At 62.9% G+C, this 18307-nt stretch carries 14 protein-coding genes; 2 read left to right on the plus strand and 12 right to left on the minus strand.

The genetic code is table 11. The annotated features are described in order from the left end of the window. Positions 1 to 30 precede the first annotated feature (30 nt). The 3 genes from ACSQ8R_RS02260 to ACSQ8R_RS02270 form a co-directional block, all read right to left on the minus strand. A complete protein-coding gene (locus tag ACSQ8R_RS02260) occupies positions 31 to 966 on the minus strand; it encodes a TAXI family TRAP transporter solute-binding subunit (protein WP_436255351.1) in 936 nt (311 codons plus the stop codon). 161 nt (positions 967 to 1127) lie between these two features. Further along, positions 1128 to 1382, minus strand: coding sequence for an exodeoxyribonuclease VII small subunit (locus tag ACSQ8R_RS02265; RefSeq protein WP_436255352.1), 255 nt, complete (start codon positions 1380 to 1382; stop codon positions 1128 to 1130). A 3-nt stretch (positions 1383 to 1385) separates the two neighbouring features. After that, positions 1386 to 2318, minus strand: coding sequence for a histone deacetylase family protein (locus tag ACSQ8R_RS02270; RefSeq protein WP_436251888.1), 933 nt, complete (start codon positions 2316 to 2318; stop codon positions 1386 to 1388). A 146-nt stretch (positions 2319 to 2464) separates the two neighbouring features. Between ACSQ8R_RS02270 and ACSQ8R_RS02275 the strand changes: the two genes are divergently transcribed. After that, complete coding sequence (locus ACSQ8R_RS02275; protein ID WP_436251889.1) at positions 2465 to 2863, plus strand: acyl-CoA thioesterase; 399 nt, start codon at positions 2465 to 2467, stop codon at positions 2861 to 2863. A gap of 13 nt (positions 2864 to 2876) precedes the next feature. Here the strand turns inward: ACSQ8R_RS02275 and ACSQ8R_RS02280 are convergent, their stop codons facing one another. Genes ACSQ8R_RS02280 through ACSQ8R_RS02290 form a run of 3 tightly spaced genes read right to left on the minus strand, consistent with a single transcriptional unit; the run spans position 2877 to position 4750 of the window. Further along, positions 2877 to 3440, minus strand: coding sequence for a biotin transporter BioY (locus ACSQ8R_RS02280; protein ID WP_436251890.1), 564 nt, complete (start codon positions 3438 to 3440; stop codon positions 2877 to 2879). Positions 3441 to 3470: 30 nt separating this feature from the next. After that, the gene (locus tag ACSQ8R_RS02285; RefSeq protein ID WP_436251891.1) at positions 3471 to 4076 is read right to left on the minus strand and encodes an energy-coupling factor transporter transmembrane component T family protein; all 606 of its coding nucleotides are present in this window, start codon (positions 4074 to 4076) and stop codon (positions 3471 to 3473) included. Continuing rightward, positions 4073 to 4750 (minus strand): energy-coupling factor ABC transporter ATP-binding protein, encoded by a 678-nt coding sequence (locus ACSQ8R_RS02290; RefSeq protein ID WP_436251892.1) that lies wholly within the window; start codon positions 4748 to 4750, stop codon positions 4073 to 4075. Before ACSQ8R_RS02290 ends, ACSQ8R_RS02285 begins: the two co-directional genes overlap by 4 nt. Positions 4751 to 4858: 108 nt before the next feature. On the opposite strand from ACSQ8R_RS02290, the gene ACSQ8R_RS02295 reads away from it, so the two are divergent. After that, on the plus strand, positions 4859 to 6052 hold the full coding sequence (locus ACSQ8R_RS02295) for a winged helix-turn-helix domain-containing protein (protein WP_436251893.1): 1194 nt from the start codon (positions 4859 to 4861) through the stop codon (positions 6050 to 6052). A gap of 78 nt (positions 6053 to 6130) precedes the next feature. On the opposite strand, the gene glgB is transcribed toward ACSQ8R_RS02295, so the two are convergent. The 6 genes from glgB to ACSQ8R_RS02325 form a co-directional block, all read right to left on the minus strand. Next, positions 6131 to 8338 carry a 1,4-alpha-glucan branching protein GlgB gene (gene glgB, locus ACSQ8R_RS02300; protein ID WP_436251894.1) on the minus strand — a complete coding sequence of 736 codons (2208 nt, stop codon included), beginning with the start codon at positions 8336 to 8338 and terminating at the stop codon, positions 6131 to 6133. After that, positions 8335 to 11643, minus strand: a complete 3309-nt coding sequence (treS, locus tag ACSQ8R_RS02305; RefSeq protein ID WP_436251895.1) for a maltose alpha-D-glucosyltransferase — start codon at positions 11641 to 11643, stop codon at positions 8335 to 8337. Before treS ends, glgB begins: the two co-directional genes overlap by 4 nt. A 13-nt stretch (positions 11644 to 11656) precedes the next feature. Further along, positions 11657 to 14911 (minus strand): maltotransferase domain-containing protein, encoded by a 3255-nt coding sequence (locus ACSQ8R_RS02310; protein ID WP_436251896.1) that lies wholly within the window; start codon positions 14909 to 14911, stop codon positions 11657 to 11659. Positions 14912 to 15167: 256 nt separating this feature from the next. Further along, a complete protein-coding gene (locus tag ACSQ8R_RS02315) occupies positions 15168 to 16145 on the minus strand; it encodes a Bug family tripartite tricarboxylate transporter substrate binding protein (RefSeq protein WP_436251897.1) in 978 nt (325 codons plus the stop codon). Between the two features lie 308 nt (positions 16146 to 16453). Continuing rightward, a complete protein-coding gene (locus ACSQ8R_RS02320; protein WP_436251898.1) occupies positions 16454 to 17020 on the minus strand; it encodes a cupin in 567 nt (188 codons plus the stop codon). A 125-nt stretch (positions 17021 to 17145) separates the two neighbouring features. After that, a complete protein-coding gene (locus ACSQ8R_RS02325; RefSeq protein ID WP_436251899.1) occupies positions 17146 to 18138 on the minus strand; it encodes a LacI family DNA-binding transcriptional regulator in 993 nt (330 codons plus the stop codon). Positions 18139 to 18307: the final 169 nt, after the last annotated feature.

An 18307-nucleotide genomic window follows, 5' to 3' on the forward strand; every position in this document is an offset into this window, starting at 1 on the left:
GGCAGGGCGGATGAGGGGCAATCGCTCCCTTTACTTCACCAACCCGACTTCCTTGTAATACCGCTCGGCGCCCGGATGCAGTGGCACGGGCATGCCCTCCAGCGCCTTCTTCACGTCGATCGCCTTTGCGGCGGCATGGGCTGCGGAAAGCTTCGGCAGGTTGGAGAACAGCAGCTTGGTCATCTGGTAGACGGTTTCGTCCGAGACGCCTGAATGGGTGATCAGGAAATTGCCCACGGCAGCGGTCTCGACGTCGGCGGTCTGACCCTCATAGGTGCCGGCGGGGATTTTTACCGCGACATAAGGCGCCCCGATCTTGGCCACTTCGGCGGCCGGGATCGCCACGACGTTGATCTTCAGCGAGGTCGCAAGGTCGCGGATCGAGGCGACACCGAGGCCCGCCGATTGCAGCGTCGCGTCGAGCTGGCGGTTCTTGATCAGCTCTACGGACTCGGCGAATGGCAGGTATTCGGTCTTGCCGAGATCCTTGTAGGACATGCCGGCGGCGGTGAAGATGGCGCGGGCATTGAGTTCCGTGCCGGAAGCCGGCGCTCCGACCGAGAGGCTCTTGCCCTTGAGGTCGGCCAGCGTCTTCACGCCCGATTCAGCGCTCGCGACCACCTGGATATAATTCGGATAGATGGCGGCGATGCCGCGCAGCTTGTCGAGCTTGGCGGGAAAGCCCGCTTCCTTGTTGCCCTTCCAGGCTTCCTGGACCGAATCGCCGAGCGAAAAGGCGATCTCGCCACGCCCCGCTTGCAGCAGGTTGAGGTTTTCGACGGAAGCCTTTGTGGCCTGCACCTGGGTGCGGGCGTCCTTGATCCCCTGTCCGTAGATTTCCGCAAGCGCGACGCCGAGCGGATAATACACGCCGGACGTGCCGCCCGTCAGCACGTTGATGAATTCCGCCGCTTTCGCGCCGGCGGCGGAAAATGCCGTCGAGACGGCAAGCGTCGCCGCGAACATGAGATTGATTTTGCTGGACTTCACGCCGAAGTTCATAATGGTCTCCTCCCAAAGTAACCACTTAGATGGCGGCTATCATGGGGAGGCGGTCCCGGTGCGTCAATCGGTTTATGACGCATTCGGTGCGAAGGTCGTAAGACTTTGGTTTTAGTCGGGAGCGCTCACTCGCCGTCGAGCGGTTCGACACTCTGCGGCTTGCCGGCGCGGTCGAGGCGGATCTTTTCGATGCGGTTTTCAGCGACCGTCAGCAGTTTTTCGCAGTGTTTCTTCAGCGCTTCGCCGCGTTCGTAGATGGCGATGGATTCGTCGAGCGCCACGTCGCCGCGTTCCAGCCGGGCCACGATGCTTTCCAGTTCGGCGACGGCCTTTTCGAAGGAATAGCCGCTCACATCGAGGCTCTCGGTGGTGTCGGTCATCATCTATCCCTTCATCAGTCTGCAGATGTGCATCCCCGCCGATTCGGCGAGCCCTTCGAGATCATATCCGCCCTCGAGCAGGCTGACGATACGATTGCCGGCATATTTGCCGGCGATCTCCATCAGGCGGCCGGTCGCCCAGTCGAAATCGTCGCCCACGAGATTGATCTGCGCCAGCGGATCGCGATGATGCGCGTCGAAGCCGGCGGAGATGATGATGAAGTCCGGCCGGAAATTGTCGAGCGCCGGAAGCACGCGGGATTTGAAGGCTTCGCGAAAATATTCGCTGCCGGTGTCGGGCGAAAGCGGCGCGTTGACGACATTGTTCTTCGTGCCCGTCTCGTCCTTTGCGCCGGTGCCGGGATAAAGCGGCATCTGGTGCGTCGAGCAGAACAGCACCGACGGATCGTCCCAGAAGATGTCTTGCGTGCCGTTGCCGTGATGCACGTCCCAATCGACGATCGCGATGCGCTCCATTCCGTATTTTCGCTGTGCATGGCGCGCAGCGATCGCGGCATTGTTGAACAGGCAGAAGCCCATCGCCTTGTCTTTTTCGGCGTGATGACCGGGCGGTCTTGCCGCCACGAAGGCATTGTCCACCTTGCCGGTCGCCACGTCGTCGATGGCCGCCATTGCGCCGCCGATGCCGGTCAGCGCCGCCTGAAAGCTCTTCGGTCCCACATAGGTGTCGGCCTCGATCTGGCGGATCGTATCCTCCTCGGGGATTTCGCGCATCACGGCGCGCAGGTGCTCTTCCGGATGGGCGAGCAGGACCGCGTCCTCGTTCGCCTGGGGAGCGTCCTTGCGGTCGAGCCTGGCGAAATTCGGATGCTCCAGCGCGATCGCCAGCGACCGCAGCCGGTCCGCCCGTTCGGGATGTCCCTCGGGCGTGCTGTGTTCGAGGAAGATCTTGTGTTCGTAAAGGCGCGTGGTCATGCGGCGGCCTCGTGAGGGTCAGTCCGGTCTGGACCTTTCCGACATGGCGCAGAAAGCTGACTTTTTCAAGCCGCAACCCCTTGCTCTTGCACTTGTTTAGCTTGAAAGAATGGTCTTACATGAATGGGTGCAACCCAGAGGGTACCGTGGCCAAAGAGCAAGTCAAGTCTCAGGAATTCCGGGTTCCTTTCCGCGATGTCGACATGAACGGCGAGATGTTCCGGTCGTCCTATGTCGTGCGGGCGGAAGAAGCCGTCACGGAATTCTGGCGTCGCCGCAAGCCGCAAAAGGACGATCCGTTCTTCAGGATCGGCAAGATCACCTGCACGTTCCATTCGGCCTTGAGACTTGGGGACGTCGTGCACACGCATATCGGCGTCAGCAAGATCGGCGGAAAGTCCGCCGGCTTCCTGGTGCATATGCTGCGGGGCAACGAGGCCGTCGCGGAAGCCGAGATCGTCTGGATGACCTGCGACCCCGAAAGCATGGAGCCGGTGCCGCTTCCCGAAGACCTGCGCGACTGGCTCTACCAGTTCCTGGATTGATTGAGGCGGTCAGTCAGGCCCGGTGCGGCAGCAGCGGATAACCGACCATCACGGCGCGCCCTGCAAGTGCCGCGATCATCGCCTTCAGCACATCGCCCGGAACGAAGGAGAGGTCGCCGATGAAGGCTTTCGAAAGCCCGGTGCCCGTGACATAGGCGAGGTAGATGATCCCGAGCGCATGATCGATGACCACGCCGCCAAGCAGGGCCGCGAGGAAAAAGCCGGTGATCTGCACGATCCCGGTCTGCGACCGATCGACGAAACGCTCGGAACAATAACCGGTGACGACGGCCGCAAAGAACCAGCCGACGAGATAACCGGCGGTCGGCGAGGCGAAGGTGGCAAGGCCGCCGCGTCCGCCGGACAGCACCGGCAGGCCGATTGCGACGAGCAGCAGGACCAGAAGCACCGCGAAACCGCCACGCTTGGCGCCAAGAATGACGCCTGCCAGCATGACGCCCAGCGACTGGGCCGTGATCGGCACCGGGATGAAGCCGAGCATGATCGGCGGCACGAGACCGAGCGCCACGATAATGGCGGCGAAAAGGGCGGCCAGAACGAGATCACGGGTGGTCATGCTATGCGAATCCCCAGTCGTTATATGGGGTTATTTTTGCGCCCGGACGCCGCGTGCGTCAATGGCGGCGGCGATCTCGTCGGCGTTTTTGAGTGTCAGGATGATCAGCGGCACCGCCAGCGTCAGCGGCCGGACCTTCAGCCCGCGGGCGCGGTGGGCATCCCGGATGGCCTGATAGCGGCCGAGAACCTCCGGCACGAAACGGATGACCAGACCGATCGAAAGCCCGATATCGACGGCCCTGACGAGCCCCAGGCGTTCAAGCGGCATGGCAAGCCGGGTGATCTCGTCGATGAAATCGCCGGTGCTCGTGGTCGCCGTCACCGCCGCGGCGAAGACGGTAAGCGCCGTCAGCCGCGTCACGACGATCGACGCGTCGTGCCACCCGTTGAGGACAAGCGTGAAGAGCGCCACGACCGCGATGGTCAGCAGGATCGGCCGCAGCCGCAGCCAGGATTGCCGCCATCCGAGCCGGAGCGAGGCATAGACGATGCCGCCGAGGATCGCCGAGACCGAAAGAACGGCGGGCGAGTGGATGAGGAAAAGAAAAAGGCTGAGCGCGGCGAGGCCGACAAGTTTCGTCCGTGGCGAAAGATGGTGCAGAAACGTGTCGCCTTCCACGTAGAGCGTCTTCATGCCGCAAGCTCGCGGTAGCGCGCGATGATCTCCGCAGGTGGGCCGTCATGGGCGAGGCGGCCTTCGTGGAAGAACAGGACACGGTCGAAATCGGCGATCAGGCCGAGGTCATGGCTGATGACGATGATGTTTTCGTCGAGCCCGTGGATCGTCCGCTCCACCAGGCTGTGGTTTTTGAGATCGAGCTGGTTGGTCGGTTCGTCCATGATCAGGATACCCGGGTGGGTGACCAGAACCGAGGCAAGAGCCGCCAGCTGCAGTTCGCCACCGGATAATTCATGCGCCCGCCGCTCGCCAAGATGGGCGATACCGAAACGAGCAAGCATTGCCCCGACCGCCGCTTCCGTTTCCGCCTTCGACAGTTTTCGACTTTTCAGCCCAAGCGCGATGTCTTCTTTCAGGATCGGCAGGATGATCTGGTTCTGCGGGTTCTGGAAGATGAAGCCGGCCTGGCCGCGCACCTTGTCGCCGTCCTTCACCGTATCGAACCCGTTGACGGTCACGCGGCCCGCCGCCGGCAGGACCAGCCCGTTGATCATCCGCGCGAACGTGGTCTTGCCGGAGCCGTTGAGGCCGATCACGCCGATCCGCCGCTCGGTCAACGACAGCGTCAGCGGATGGACGACGGTGCGTCCCTCGAAACGCGCTTCTGCCTGTTCGAAACGGATATCCAAGCCTGTCCCTCGCTGTTCAGCGGTCTATAGACCGGAAGAAGAGGAAGGGGAATGTAGAACCGAACGTGAACATTGAATCCGGCGCGGCGACATCCTAGTCTACCTCCCATGGCGATTCTCATTTCGAACGATCAGGCCCGCAGAATATTCCTCGAACGGCAGCGGCTCTGCGAGCCGCCCGGCCGGGCGCTGAGCAAGGCCGGCCTGCTGCAGCTCATCGACGATCTCGGTTTCGTCCAGGTGGACAGTATCGCCACCGTCGAGCGCGCCCATCACATGATCCTGTTCTCGCGCAACCAGACCTACCGGCGCGAGCACCTGACAGCACTTCTCGAAAAGGACGGCGAACTTTTCGAGCATTGGACCCATGACGCGTCGATCATCCCCACTAGCTTCTTCCGCTATTGGAAACACCGTTTCCGCCGCCGCGAGCCGATCCTCGCCGAACGCTGGAGGAAATGGCATGGCGAAGGGTTCGACGCCGCCTTCGAGGACACCTTCCAGCACATCGCCGATAACGGTGCGATCATGTCCCGCGACATGAAGGCGGAGGACCACAAGTCCGGAGGCTGGTGGAACTGGCACCCGAACAAGACGGCGCTCGAATATTACTGGCACACCGGCAAGCTGGCGATCGCCGGCCGCGTCAACTTCCAGAAGATCTACGACCTGATGGAGCGGGTCATTCCGCGGCATCATCACGAGCCGGAAGTCAGCCACGAGGAATTTATCGACTGGGCCTGCCGCGGCGCCATGACCCGCCTCGGCTTCGCGACTTCCGGAGAGCTTGCCGCTTTCTTCGATCTCGTCACTCCCGACGACGCGAAGGACTGGGTGAAGTCCCATCGCGATGAGTTGGTGGAAGTGCTGATCGAGACCGCCGACGGCAGCCGCCCGCGCCCCTCCTTCGCCTTTGTCGGTTTTCCGGAAAACCTCGGGCCGATCCCCGAACCGCCCGCCCGGGTGCGTGTCCTCAGCCCCTTCGATCCGCTCCTGCGCAACCGCGACCGGGCCGAGCGGCTGTTCAACTTCTTCTATCGCATCGAGGTTTTCGTGCCGGAACCGAAGCGGCAATACGGCTATTACGTTTTCCCGCTCTTGGAAGGCGACCGGATGATCGGCCGCATCGACATGAAGGCGGACCGCAAGTCGGGCACGCTGGACGTGAAGAAGCTCTGGCTTGAAAAGGGCGTTCGGGCTTCGGCGGGGAGATTGGAGAAGCTGGAGGCGGAACTGCTGCGGGTCGGGCGGTTCGCAGGGGTGGACAAGGTGACCTATCAGGATGGCTGGCGGGGGGAATAGGCGAAGCCAGCGAAAAACACCATCGCGTCGTTGTGCTTGCGACACCCCCTCAATTTTGGAATATCCGCGTAACTCGCGCTACCCCCGCCACCGCAAGAACACCGTCGCCAGCGGCGGCAGCACCAGCGAGATCGAAAACTCCTTGCTATGGACAGACACTCGTTCCGTCCAGGCCTCCGTCTGCCCCAGATTGGATCCGCCATAAAGCGCTGCGTCCGTGTTCAGCACCACCTCCCAGCGACCTTCCGCCGGCACGCCGACGCGGTAGCCGTGCCGCGGCATGGGTGTCATGTTCGAGGCGACCAGCACATGTGAGGAACGGTCCGGCGACGAGCGCAGCATGCCGTAGACCGAGTTCTCAGCATCGTCGGCTACCGCCCATTCGAAGCCTTCATGATGCAGGTCACCGTATTGCAGCGCGGGTTCCTGCGCATAGAGCGCATTGAGATCGCGGATCAGCCGCTGGACGCCGGCGTGGTCGGGCCTGTCCAGCAGGTCCCAGACGACCGAGCCGTCGTGGTTCCATTCACTCTCCTGCGCCAGTTCACCGCCCATGAACAACAGCTTCTTACCGGGATGGCCCCACATGAAGCCGTAATAGGCGCGAAGGTTGGCCAGCTTCTGCCAATGGTCGCCCGGCATCTTGCCGAGCAGCGAGCCCTTCCCGTGCACCACCTCGTCATGGGAGAGCGGTAGGATGAAGCGTTCGGAATAGGCATAGATCATTCCGAAGCTCATGGCCCCATGGTGGTATTTCCGGTAGACCGGATCGTCCTGCATGTAATGCAGCGTGTCGTGCATCCAGCCCATGTTCCATTTGAAGTCGAAGCCGAGGCCGCCCTCTTCGGTCTTCCGGGTCACCCCCGGCCAGGCGGTTGATTCCTCCGCCGCCGTGAACGCGTGCGGGCAGCGGTCATGGATGATGCTGTTCAAGTGCTTGAAAAATTCGACCGCCTCAAGGTTTTCGCGCCCGCCATACTGGTTGGGGATCCACTCGCCCTCGTTGCGGCTGTAGTCGCGATAGAGCATCGAGGCGACCGCGTCCACGCGTAGCGCGTCGACATGGTAGTGCTCCAGCCATTCGAGCGCGGACGCGATCAGGAAGCCTTTCACTTCGTTGCGGCCGAGATTGTAGATCAGCGTGTTCCAGTCCTTGTGGAACCCTTCGCGCGGGTCGGCATGTTCGTAGAGCGGCGTCCCGTCGAACCTCGCAAGCCCCCAGACGTCGGTCGGAAAATGCGCCGGCACCCAGTCGAGGATGACGCCGATGCCGGCCTGATGGCAGCGGTCGATGAAATAGGCGAAGTCCTCCGGCGTGCCATGGCGTCCGGTCGGGGCAAACAGCCCGAGCGGTTGGTAACCCCAAGACCCGCCGAACGGATGCTCCATGATCGGCAGCATCTCGATATGGGTAAACCCGAGGTTCTGCACATAGGGGATCAGCCGCTGGCTGAGTTCGACCCAGTCGAGATGGCGGTTGCCCTCCTCGGCGATCCGCAGCCACGAGCCGAGATGCACCTCGTAGATCGACATCGCGCCTTCGCGATCCCGCTCAGTGCGCTGCCTGCGCATCCACTCCTCGTCGTTCCAGCGGAACGGTTTCGAGGAGGCGACGATGGAAGCCGTCGATGGCGCCGCCTCGCTGGCGCGGGCGACCGGATCGGCCTTCTGCGGCAGCAGGTTGCCGTTGCCGTCGAGGATCTCGAACTTGTAGCGCTCACCATGGGTCAGGCGCGGGATGAACAGTTCCCAGATGCCCGCCTGCGGACGCAGCCGCATCGGATAACGCCGCCCGTCCCAGGAATTGAAATCGCCGACGACGGAAACGCGCCGGGCGTTCGGCGCCCAGACGGAAAAGCGCACGCCCTCGATGCCCTCGACCTCCATCGGAATGGCGCCGAGCGTCCGGCCGAGATCGTAATGCGTGCCCTGGCCGATCAGGTGCAGGTCGAGCTCGCCGAGCAGCAGCGGGAAGGAATAGGGGTCCTCCATCTCCTGGATGGCGTCCGGCCAGTGGACCCGGAAGAAATAGGTCGTTGTACCGCCGGTCACGCCGGCAAACAGCCCGCCTTCATGGATGGTTTCGAGTTCGGCCAGCACCTTGCCGGTCTCGGCCTCCACCACTTCGACCGCCAGCGCACCGGGCATCAATGCCCGCACCACGGTAAGACTGCCGTATTGATGGCGTCCGAGGATCGAGAACGGATCTCCGTGCCGTCCTTCGACAAGGGCCTGCAGCCCTTCGCGGACGGTGCCGATCATCAGGTCTGTGCGCTCGTATCTCATGAGACATTCTCCAGAAGTCGGGATGCGATCGCCGAGAAGCCGGCAAGCGGCAGGGGTAGCCAATGGGGGCGGCTGCGCACCTCGTAGGCGATTTCGTAAGCGGCCTTTTCGAGCAGAAAGAGATCGAGAATCCGCCCGCGAGCCTCCCGCGGGATGCGCAGTTCCTGCGAGTTGTCGGTCGCCTCGAAATAGGCATCGAGAAAGGCGGGCTCGGCCATCTCCATGAAACGGGCGACCAGTGCCTTGTGGCGCGCATCGTCCACCTCGCTGACGATTTCCCGGTCGAGATCGGCCGAGGCCGCAAGGTAGCTCAGAGAGCGCAGCAGCCCGGCCACGTCGCGCAGCGGATTGGTCTTGGCGCGGCGCTCGGAAAGGTCGCGGGTCGGTTCGCCTTCGAAATCGATGATATAGGCATCGCCTTCCGCGACCAGGATCTGGCCGAGATGGAAGTCGCCGTGATTGCGGGTCATCAGCGTGCCTTTCACGGCGCCAGCGAAATGCTTGGCGAGACCGAGAAGATCATCGCGGCGTTCGAGAAGCGTCTGCGCTTCGCGGGCGATATCCGAATCCAGGCCTTCGACCGTCCTTTCGAGGATCGAAAGGCTGTGGGAAATCTGGCCCGTGACAGCCTCGCGCCATTTTTCCGCATCGGCCGCCGTTGCCCGGACAGGTTGGAAGTCCGGATCGTCGGTCGCCTGGGCGAGTGCCACATGCAGCTCCCCAAGCCGTTTGCCGATGGCGGCGACGAAATTGACGAGCGGCTTGAAATGCTCGTCCGCCACCTCGCCATCAAGGCCGGTCACGACGATCTCGTCGATGGCGCGCCGCAGGTTGCTGAGCATCCAGTTCCAGGCGTCGCCCTGGTTGCGGATGGCGCTCTGCACGATGATCAGCGTGTAGCGGTTGCCGTCCGGCGCCGTGCGGGCGACCTCGCCGAGCAGTTGCGCGGTGTTCTGGTAGCCGACATTGGTCAGGTACCGGGTCATTTCGACTTCTGGATGCATGCCCGGGAAGACGTGGCGGATCAGCTTCACCATCGCCATGTCGCCCAAGATAAGCGAACTGTTGGATTGCTCGGCCGACAGCCAGTGGACGGCCATGTCCTCGTTGATCGTCAGGCCGTCGAGCTTGTCGGTGCCGATGAATTCCAGCGTGCCGGCACGGCCGGAAATCACCGATCGCTCGCTGAGGCCGCGGATCACGCCGCGTGCCAGACCCTCCATGGCGAACCCGTCGGTCAGGAAACCGACACGGCGGCCCTGCCGGATGCGGGCAAGCGCCAGCTGCTGGGCAAGTGCCGTCGGCTGGGCATCGTCCCAGGAAACCGCGAGCGGCAGCAGGTATGTGTCGCTGCGCCCATTCACCTCCGCTTCCAGCTCGCCGAGCAGGATGTTGTTGGCAAACGGGATGGGCGTTGCGGCGACCAGCGAAGCGCCGGTTAGAATTTCGCCCTTGGCGCCGAACCAGCGGCGCTTGCCGAGATAGGCGGGCAGGACCTCGTTCGACAGCGTGCCGGCAAGCCTGGGCTGATCGACCAGTTCCTGCAGGTCGCGGCGGGTGACCATGGTCACCATGTCCTGCATCTGCTCCGGCGGCTCCTTGCGCCAGACCGGGCCGTCGGCTTCCGCTACCAGCTGGAACCAGAAGAAGCCGAACGGCTGCAGGGTGAGCAGGTAGGTGAGCTGGCCGATCGGCGGGAAGGGCGACATGCCGGACAATTCGATCGGCACACGGCCGGCGAACTGCGCCAGGTCAAGTTCGACCGCCTGCGGCAGGCGCGAGAGATTGGCGACGCAGAGGATCGTGTCGCCATTGTATTCCCGCAGATAGGCAAGGATCTTGCGGTTTCCCGGGGCCAGGAATTTCAGCGACCCGCGGCCGAAGGCGGAGTGCCTGTTGCGCAATGCCAGCATCCGGCGCGTCCAGTTGAGCAGCGAATGGGCGTCGGCCCCCTGCGCCTCGACGTTCACCGCCTCGTATCCGTAGAGCGGGTCCATCACCGGCGGCAGCACCAGCCTTGCCGGATCGGCCTTGGAGAAACCGCCATTGCGATCCGGCGACCATTGCATAGGCGTGCGCACCCCGTCGCGGTCGCCGAGATAGATATTGTCGCCCATGCCGATCTCGTCGCCGTAATAGAGGACCGGCGTTCCGGGCATCGAGAGCAGCAGCGCGTTCATCAGCTCGATGCGGCGGCGATCCCGCTCCATCAGCGGTGCAAGGCGGCGGCGGATGCCGAGATTGATGCGGGCGCGGCGGTCGGCGGCATAGATGTTCCAGAGATAGTCGCGTTCCTCGTCGGTCACCATTTCGAGCGTCAGCTCGTCGTGGTTCCTGAGGAAGATCGCCCATTGGCAGTTTTCCGGGATTTCCGGCGTCTGGCGCATGATGTCGGTGATCGGAAAACGGTCTTCCTTGGCGATCGCCATGTACATGCGCGGCATCAGCGGGAAGTGGAACGCCATGTTGCATTCGTCGCCATTGCCGAAATACTCGTTCGTGTCTTCCGGCCATTGATTGGCTTCGGCGAGCAGCATCTTGCCGGGATGGGTGGCATCGAGCGAGGCGCGGATCTTCTTCAGGATCTCGTGCGTCTCGGGCAGGTTCTCGTTATTGGTTCCCTCGCGCTCGACGAGATAGGGGATCGCATCCAGGCGGAACCCGTCTATGCCGGTATCCGCCCAGAAGCGCATGACGCCGAGCAGTTCCTCCAGAACCTGCGGATTGTCGAAGTTGAGGTCCGGCTGGTGGGAATAGAAACGGTGCCAGTAATACGCGCCGGCCACCGGGTCCCAGGTCCAGTTCGATTTTTCCGTGTCGAGGAAGATGATCCGCGTTTCCGGGAATTTCTGGTCCGTATCCGACCAGACGTAGAAATCCCGCTCCGGAGAGCCGGCCGGCGCATGCCGCGCGCGCTGGAACCACGGATGCTGGTCGGACGTGTGGTTGATGACGAGTTCGATGATCACCCTTATGCCGCGCTGATGCGCCGCTTCGACGAAGGCCTTGAACTCATCGACCGTGCCGTAGTCGGGGCTGACGCTGCCGTAATCGGCGATGTCATAACCGTCGTCGCGGCGCGGCGAAGGGAAGAACGGCAGGAGCCAGATCGCATTCGCCCCGAGCGAGGCGATATGGTCGAGTTTCTCGTGCAAGCCCTGAAAATCGCCGATCCCGTCGCCATTGGCATCGAAGAACGACTTGATGTGGAGCTGGTAGATGATCGCGTCCTTGTACCACAAGGGATCGCTCTCTTGGCCCTGCGCCTGGTTCTGAGCCTGACCGCGGCTGCCCGTCATGTCCATTTTGTTTCCTCCCTTATCGCACGCGCCAGATCGCAAACGGCAGGCCGTGATACGGATCGAGCCGGATGCGTTGGACCTTGCCGGCCAGCGTGAAACGGTTGCCGCCGACGAGGTCTTCGAGGTCAAGCGCGCCATGGTCCGGGAGGTTCCATGACCAGAGCGGAATTTCGATATCCGCCTCGTGGGCGTTATGGGGGTCGAGGTTGATGGCGATCAGCAAAACGTTCTCGCGGCCGGCGCTCGCCTTCTCGAAGAACATGATGTTGTCGTTCCACGCGGTAAGCAGCTGCAGGCCGAGATGGGAGTGCAGCGCCGGGTTCTCCCGCCGGAGCCGGTTGAGAAGCGCGATCTCGCCCTTGATGTTGCCGGGGCGGTCGTAATCCCAGGCGCGGATCTCGTATTTCTCGGAGTCGGCATATTCCTTGCGCTTGGCGTCCGGCCGGCCTTCGCAGAGCTCGAAACCGTTATAGACCCCCCAGAGGCCGGACAGCGTCGCCGCAAGCGCGGCGCGGATCAGATAGGCCGGTCGCGGCGCGTTCTGCAGGAAGTCCGGATTGATGTCATGGGTGTTGACGAAGAAATGCGGCCGGAAGAATTCCTTCGGCTCCTCGGTGGTGATCTCGCGCATATACTGCTCGAGCTCCCACTTGGCATTGCGCCAGGTAAAGTAAGTATAGGACTGCGAGAAGCCGACCTTGGCGAGCCGGTACATCACCTTCGGCTTGGTGAAGGCTTCCGACAGGAAGACCACTTCGGGATGTCGCGCGCGAATATCGGCGATCAGCCACTCCCAGAAGGGGAAGGGCTTGGTGTGAGGGTTATCGACCCGGAAGAGTTTTACGCCGTTATCGACCCATTTCTGCACGACGTCGCGCAGCTCGACCCAGAGCGAGGGGATCGCATCATGGGCGTAGAAATCGACATTGACGATGTCCTCGTATTTCTTCGGCGGGTTTTCCGCATAACGGATCGTTCCGTCCGGCCGCCAGTCGAACCAGCCTGGATGCGATTTGAGCCACGGATGGTCGGGCGAGGCCTGGATCGCCAGGTCAAGCGCGATTTCAAGGCCCTCGTCCCTGGCGGCGTCCACCAGCCGGCGGAAGTCCTCGAACGTGCCGAGCTCGGGATGGATCGCGTCATGACCACCATCCTCCGAGCCGATCGCGTAAGGGCTGCCCGGATCCTCCGCCGCCGCGTTCAGCGTATTGTTGCGACCCTTGCGGTTGGTCTTGCCGATTGGATGGACGGGCGGGAAATAAAGCACGTCAAAACCCATGTCGCGGATTTCAGGCAGCCGCTTGATGACATCGTCGAACGTGCCGTGCCGGTTGGGATCGCCGCTCTGCGAGCGCGGAAATAACTGGTACCAGCTCGCGAAACCGGCCGCGATCCGCTCCGCATCGACCGGGATTGCCTGCGAGCGCACCTTGAAGGGACGACGGTCGGCCTCCGCCATCAGATCGGCGGTTGCGGGCGCCAGCAGGATTTCCGTGCGCTGCGGGTCCTGTACCTCGGTCAGCTTGTCGAACAGGGCTTTCAGCCGTGTCTTGATCCTGCCGGACGAATTGTCCAGCGCATCGAGGACGAGGTTGATGCCCTCCTGGATTTCAAGCCGCAGGTCGAGCCGCGCCTCGTGCTTCTTGACGAATTCATAGCGGAAGATCGCAAACGGATTGCGCCACGCCTCGATCAGGAATTCGTGACGCCCCATGCGCTTCAGCGTGAACTCCGCGCTCCAGCGATCGTTGAGCACGAGTTGCATGCGCTCCTCGTTCCATTCGGTCTCGTCGGCCGCGCGCCACTTGAGCGCCGCGGCCAGCGGATCATGGCCATCGCCGAAAATATCCGCCTCGACCGTCACCGTCTCGCCGACGACACGTTTGACCACGAAACGGCCGTCATCGACGGAAGGCGTGATCTTTTCGATCGCGAGGCGTGGCGAGGCGGTCGCCTTGTCGATAGTCGGCACGGGGACAGCATCGACGATCGGCACCGACGACCGGCCCTCGAATATCCGGATCTCGCCAGGTTTCAGCTTGAGCTGTGCGGCAAAGGCTTCGCCGTCCGCCTCCGGCGCTTCGAGCGGCAGGAAAGGCGAGGCGGCTTCGCGAAGCGCGTTGAAGGGAGCGGCAACGGAGCGGCGCAGATCCCGGTTCAGAACCACGACGCGCACCTTCTGCGCCGAACGAACATCTTCCCTGTCGGTCTGCATCAATGCCACGGCCGGCGTCTGGCTGGTGGAAATGAGGCGCAGCGGCTGGCGGGCGAACCCGGCCGCCGTCTTGTTGGTGCCCGTGTTCACGCTGCGGATATCGGCGGAGAGATCGAAAGAACCCTGCTCGCGCAAGCCCCTCAGCCCCGTACCATCGCCGAACAGCGGGTCGAGCGGCGTCGAGGCCCCGAACTCGAACCCCATCGGGATCATCAGCCCGCTGGCGAAGGTCGAGGCGAGTTTGAGCGAGCGGATGGCCTTCCGCTGCAGCACTTCGCAACTGTCGGTGCCATGAGCGATGCGTTTGCCGAACGGCGCTTCCGGGAAGGTGATCTGGTAACCGAGCTGGCGCTGGATCTGGTATTCGTCGAGGATCCACCGTTCCTCCATGTTCCACCAGGCGAGCGACGAGAAGCTGCCGTCGAAGCCGGCGCCCTCGAGCGCCCGGCGATCCTCGAAGGAGGCCCCCGGCGTCCAGGCCAGAAATGTCGTCTCCGGCGCCGCTTTGCGGGTCGAGATGATCAGGTCGTACCAGGCCTCCGGCGCCATCCGGCCGATGCCGAGGCAGCGGAAACCGGCAATCCCGAGGCCGGTCAGCTGCGCCATCCGTTTGCGCCAGTCCTCGATATGGCGGGCTTCACTCATGAAATCGATGCCCCGGCTGCAGCTTTCACGCGGCGCGATACGCGGGTCCGCAAGGATTGGCCCGGCATGGTCCGCGTCCACCGCGACCCGGTCGATCACGAGGTCGAGCATCAGCTTGATCTTACTTTCGCCCGCCGCCGCGATCAGGGCCTTGATCCCGTCCTCGACGGATGAGCCGATCTGGAGCTCCGGGTCGAGCCGATCGAAATTCCTGGTCACGAAGACGCTGGCGTTATTGCCCCGTTCGAAAAGCGGCGCCGTCAGCACCGTGTCGAAACCGAGATCCCTGGCATGCGCGAAAACCTCCCGCCAGGCGTCGAGACCTCTCAGCATCAGGGGATGAACGTAGTAGATCTGCGGGGGGAGTTGCGCGAGCGAAGTCCCGGCGATGAATTGGGGGCGCGTGTTCATCGGTTTTGCCTCGCCGTCGATTAGAGCCGTCGAATTATGCGGTCTAACTGTCGAGCGGCTGTGCTGGTTCCGATAAAATTGCCTGACGCAGGCGGTTTCTCACGCTTCAAGCCTGCATCTTCGGCGAAGCTGTTGATGCAGAAGATCAATCCGCGGTTGCTCGAGAAAGGCGCATTGCCCCCTGTTTCGGACAGGCTGAAATGAAAAAGGCCGGAGATCCTCCCGGCCTTCCTGATACGGTCATGCGTCTGGAAGCCTACTGCTTTTCGATCTTGCCGATCTTTGCCCACTCTTCCCAGCGCTTGGTGTCCATCGTCGCATAGTCGAGGGTCGCCTTCGGGCTGTCGAGCGTCATCGGCTCACCGCCATTGGTGCCGACGAACTTGCGGGCTTCGTCGCTGGTGGTGACCTGCGTCATCACCTTGTGCATCTTGTCGACGATGTCCTTCGGCGTGCCCTTCGGCGCGGCGAGGACCCACCAGATGCGCACGTCGACATTCGGTACGCCCTGTTCGGCGAAGGTCGGGATATCCGGTATCGACGAAATGCGCTTCGCCGTCGAGACGGCCAGCACGCGAAGCGTTCCGTCGCGCGAGCGGGCAAGACCGAAGACCGGGTCGCCGACCATGAAGTCGATCGTGCCGCTGGCAAAGTCGTTCAACGAGTCGGCGCTGGTCTTGTACCGGACCTGCAGGGTTTTCAGGTCGCCGGAATTGGCCTTGTACATCTCGCCGAGAATGGTCGAGGGGAAATTCGACGTGGCATAGGAGCCCTTGTCGCCCTTTTCCTTCATCGCCGCGGTCAGTTCCGAAATCGTCTTGTAGGGCGACTTGGCGTTGACCAGCATCATGAACGCCTGGCTGAACACCGGCGCGACATAATCGAAGTCCTTCAGCGGATCATAGGGCGGGGCGTTGAAGACGTAAGGGGCGGCGGTGAACTGGTCGGCCGATCCGATCAGCATCGTATAACCGTCCGGTTTGGCGTTCTTGAGTGCGACGACCGAGAGGCTTCCGAGGCCGCCCGGCTTGTTGTCGACGATGACGGTCTGCTTGAGCTGTTCCTCCAGCTTCTTGGCGAAGAAGCGGGCATAGACGTCCGCGCCGCTGCCGGCCGGGAAACCGGCGATCAGCGTGATTTGCCGGCTCGGATAATCGTCGGCGGCGGTGGCTGTACCGCCCGGAATGTATGCCGAAAACACCAGCGCCAGGGTGCCTGCCAGAAATCGCTTCACTGCACTCTCCTCCTAGAGTTCAGTCCGGCACCTCGCGGGCGAGGCCGGAGTGTGATGTGACGCGAACAGTCTCCTCCCGTTCGCGCTAAAATATAAGGTAGCCATACATTTTGGGGGCCGTCAAATGCCTCGCCGGCGTGAGGCTCAAATCTAATGGCCTCGATGGCCGTGCTTATGCCGCGACGTTTTGATGCCTGATTTATGGGCGATTTCAAGGTCGCAGACACAGCATCTCGCCGCCCGAAAAGCTGCGGTGAGCAGACGTCGGCCTGCCATTCTGAACGCGGTGGCGGGCATGGGAGGAGGCTCTAGGACCGGCGCCGCGACCAGACGCGAAGAAGAGCGCCGTCGGCGCCTTCCACGGGGTCGGTCTTGGGAAGCGGCAGGCTTGCAATAGTGTCAAGCTGCGCCCGGTTCGCGGGCCGGGTCTGGATGTCCGGATCCTGTCCGGGCGGGTAGGCGCCGACCACCAGGAAATCTCGGCTGGCATCGATCCGCCTGTGGCCGGTGCCGGCGGGCAGGATCAGGCAGTCTCCGGCGTTGACGCCGAGTTCGCTGCCGCGAGGTCCGCCGATCAGTAGCCGGGCCCGGCCGCCCGCAATCCCCAGCACCTCGTGGGCGCCTGTGTGATAGTGCTGATAATCGAAGACGCCATTGCGCCAGATGCCCTGCCAGCCATTCTCCCGGAACAGTTCTTCCAACTTCGGCGCCATCTCGCCTTCGGCCGCGATCGCGTTGCGATAGACCAGCACCGGCAGATCAGGATTGTTCGGCACCCAGTCGCTGAATTCGAAGAGGATGGTTTCGATGGTGAGGTCGGCGACGGATGCGGCCGGATCGAGGCTCGGCGGCGTGATCTTGATGCTTCGGTTCACGGGCGCAATCCTCCACGTCCATAACGTCGCTGTTCGGTCACGTGCATTTCGTCGGACATGGAATCCTCCCGTGGAGAGATAGGACATCCTTGCTGAAACCCGCCCCAAAGGGCAAGGTTCCAGCTCTATCGGGCCGCGGCCGTCGTATTGCGCACCACGAGATGTGTTTCCAGCACGTAGCGCACGTCGCGTATGGCCCGCGACTGCAGCATGTCGAGAAGCAGCGAGACCGCCACCCGGCCGGCCTCCGTCGAGCGGTTGGAGACCGATGTCAGGGCCGGATAGGTGACCGCTCCGAGCACGTCGTCGCAACCGATCAGGCTGAAATCTCCGGGCACCGAAACCTTCTTTTCGGAAAGCCCGGCCAGCACCCCTTGCGCCGTCAGGTCGTCGAACGCGACGGCTGCGGTGGCGCCGGTTGCGAGGATAGCGCTCACCGCATTGCGGCCGGAATTGTAGCTCGCGAGCACCGCCGGCACGGTCTCGACGACGATGCCGAGGCCGGATGCCGCGGCCTTGATGGCGGTGCGGCGCTGCTTGTTCGACCAGGAATTCGACGGGCCGCTGACATAGACGATCCGGCGATGGCCGAGCTTGGCGAGATGTTCGACCGCTTGGCGCACGCCCGATCCGCTGTCGATCAGCACCCGGGGAATGCCGTCGATATCGCGGTTGATCAGCACCAGCGGCAACAGGCCCGCATGGGCGCGGATGCGCTCGTCGGAAAGGCGCGAGGAGGCGAGCACCAGTCCTTCCACCTGGCCGGCGAACCGGCCGACCAGCTTGTCCTCCTGCTTCGGGTTCTCCTCCGTATTGCCGAGGAAGATGCAGAAATCGGAACGGTCCGCTTCCAACTGGGCGGCCTGGATCAGCGGCGGAAAGAACGGGTTGGCGATATCGGGCACGATCAGCCCGACATTGCCGTGCCGCCCGGTGCTCAGCGCCCGCGCCGTGTGGTTCGGCACGTAGCCGAGCGCTTCCGCCGCCTTCATGATCCGCGTCACGGTTTCCGGGGATAGCATGTCCGGCCGCGTGAAGGCGCGCGAGACGCTGGAACGCGCAACGCCTGCCGCATCCGCGACCTGGCTGATGGTGACGCCCTTGGTCCGCTTGATCATCGGCCCTGCTTGATCATTGGAAATCGTGAATTCGCCCGTTGGTTTGGCACTTAGCATGAAGTCCGCGGCGCTATCAATTCCGCCCCCGTATTCAGCCGAAAGACTGCCATTCATCCACTTGACATGCAACCGGTTGCATGGAACTCTTTCACCAACAAGAAAAAGGGGA

This window comes from Neorhizobium sp. LjRoot104, assembly GCF_964253725.1.
GTDB lineage: Bacteria > Pseudomonadota > Alphaproteobacteria > Rhizobiales > Rhizobiaceae > Neorhizobium.

What these genes read in the sequence shown, in the direction of transcription:
- ACSQ8R_RS02260 (WP_436255351.1), bottom strand. Translation starts at nt 966, where the DNA reads ATGTTCGCGGCGACGCTTGCCGTCTCGACGGCATTTTCCGCCGCCGGC.
- ACSQ8R_RS02265 (WP_436255352.1), bottom strand. Translation starts at nt 1,382, where the DNA reads ATGACCGACACCACCGAGAGCCTCGATGTGAGCGGCTATTCCTTCGAA.
- ACSQ8R_RS02270 (WP_436251888.1), bottom strand. Translation starts at nt 2,318, where the DNA reads ATGACCACGCGCCTTTACGAACACAAGATCTTCCTCGAACACAGCACG.
- ACSQ8R_RS02280 (WP_436251890.1), bottom strand. Translation starts at nt 3,440, where the DNA reads ATGACCACCCGTGATCTCGTTCTGGCCGCCCTTTTCGCCGCCATTATC.
- ACSQ8R_RS02285 (WP_436251891.1), bottom strand. Translation starts at nt 4,076, where the DNA reads ATGAAGACGCTCTACGTGGAAGGCGACACGTTTCTGCACCATCTTTCG.
- ACSQ8R_RS02295 (WP_436251893.1), top strand. Translation starts at nt 4,859, where the DNA reads ATGGCGATTCTCATTTCGAACGATCAGGCCCGCAGAATATTCCTCGAA.
- glgB (WP_436251894.1), bottom strand. Translation starts at nt 8,338, where the DNA reads ATGAGATACGAGCGCACAGACCTGATGATCGGCACCGTCCGCGAAGGG.
- treS (WP_436251895.1), bottom strand. Translation starts at nt 11,643, where the DNA reads ATGGACATGACGGGCAGCCGCGGTCAGGCTCAGAACCAGGCGCAGGGC.
- ACSQ8R_RS02310 (WP_436251896.1), bottom strand. Translation starts at nt 14,911, where the DNA reads ATGAACACGCGCCCCCAATTCATCGCCGGGACTTCGCTCGCGCAACTC.
- ACSQ8R_RS02325 (WP_436251899.1), bottom strand. Translation starts at nt 18,138, where the DNA reads ATGATCAAGCGGACCAAGGGCGTCACCATCAGCCAGGTCGCGGATGCG.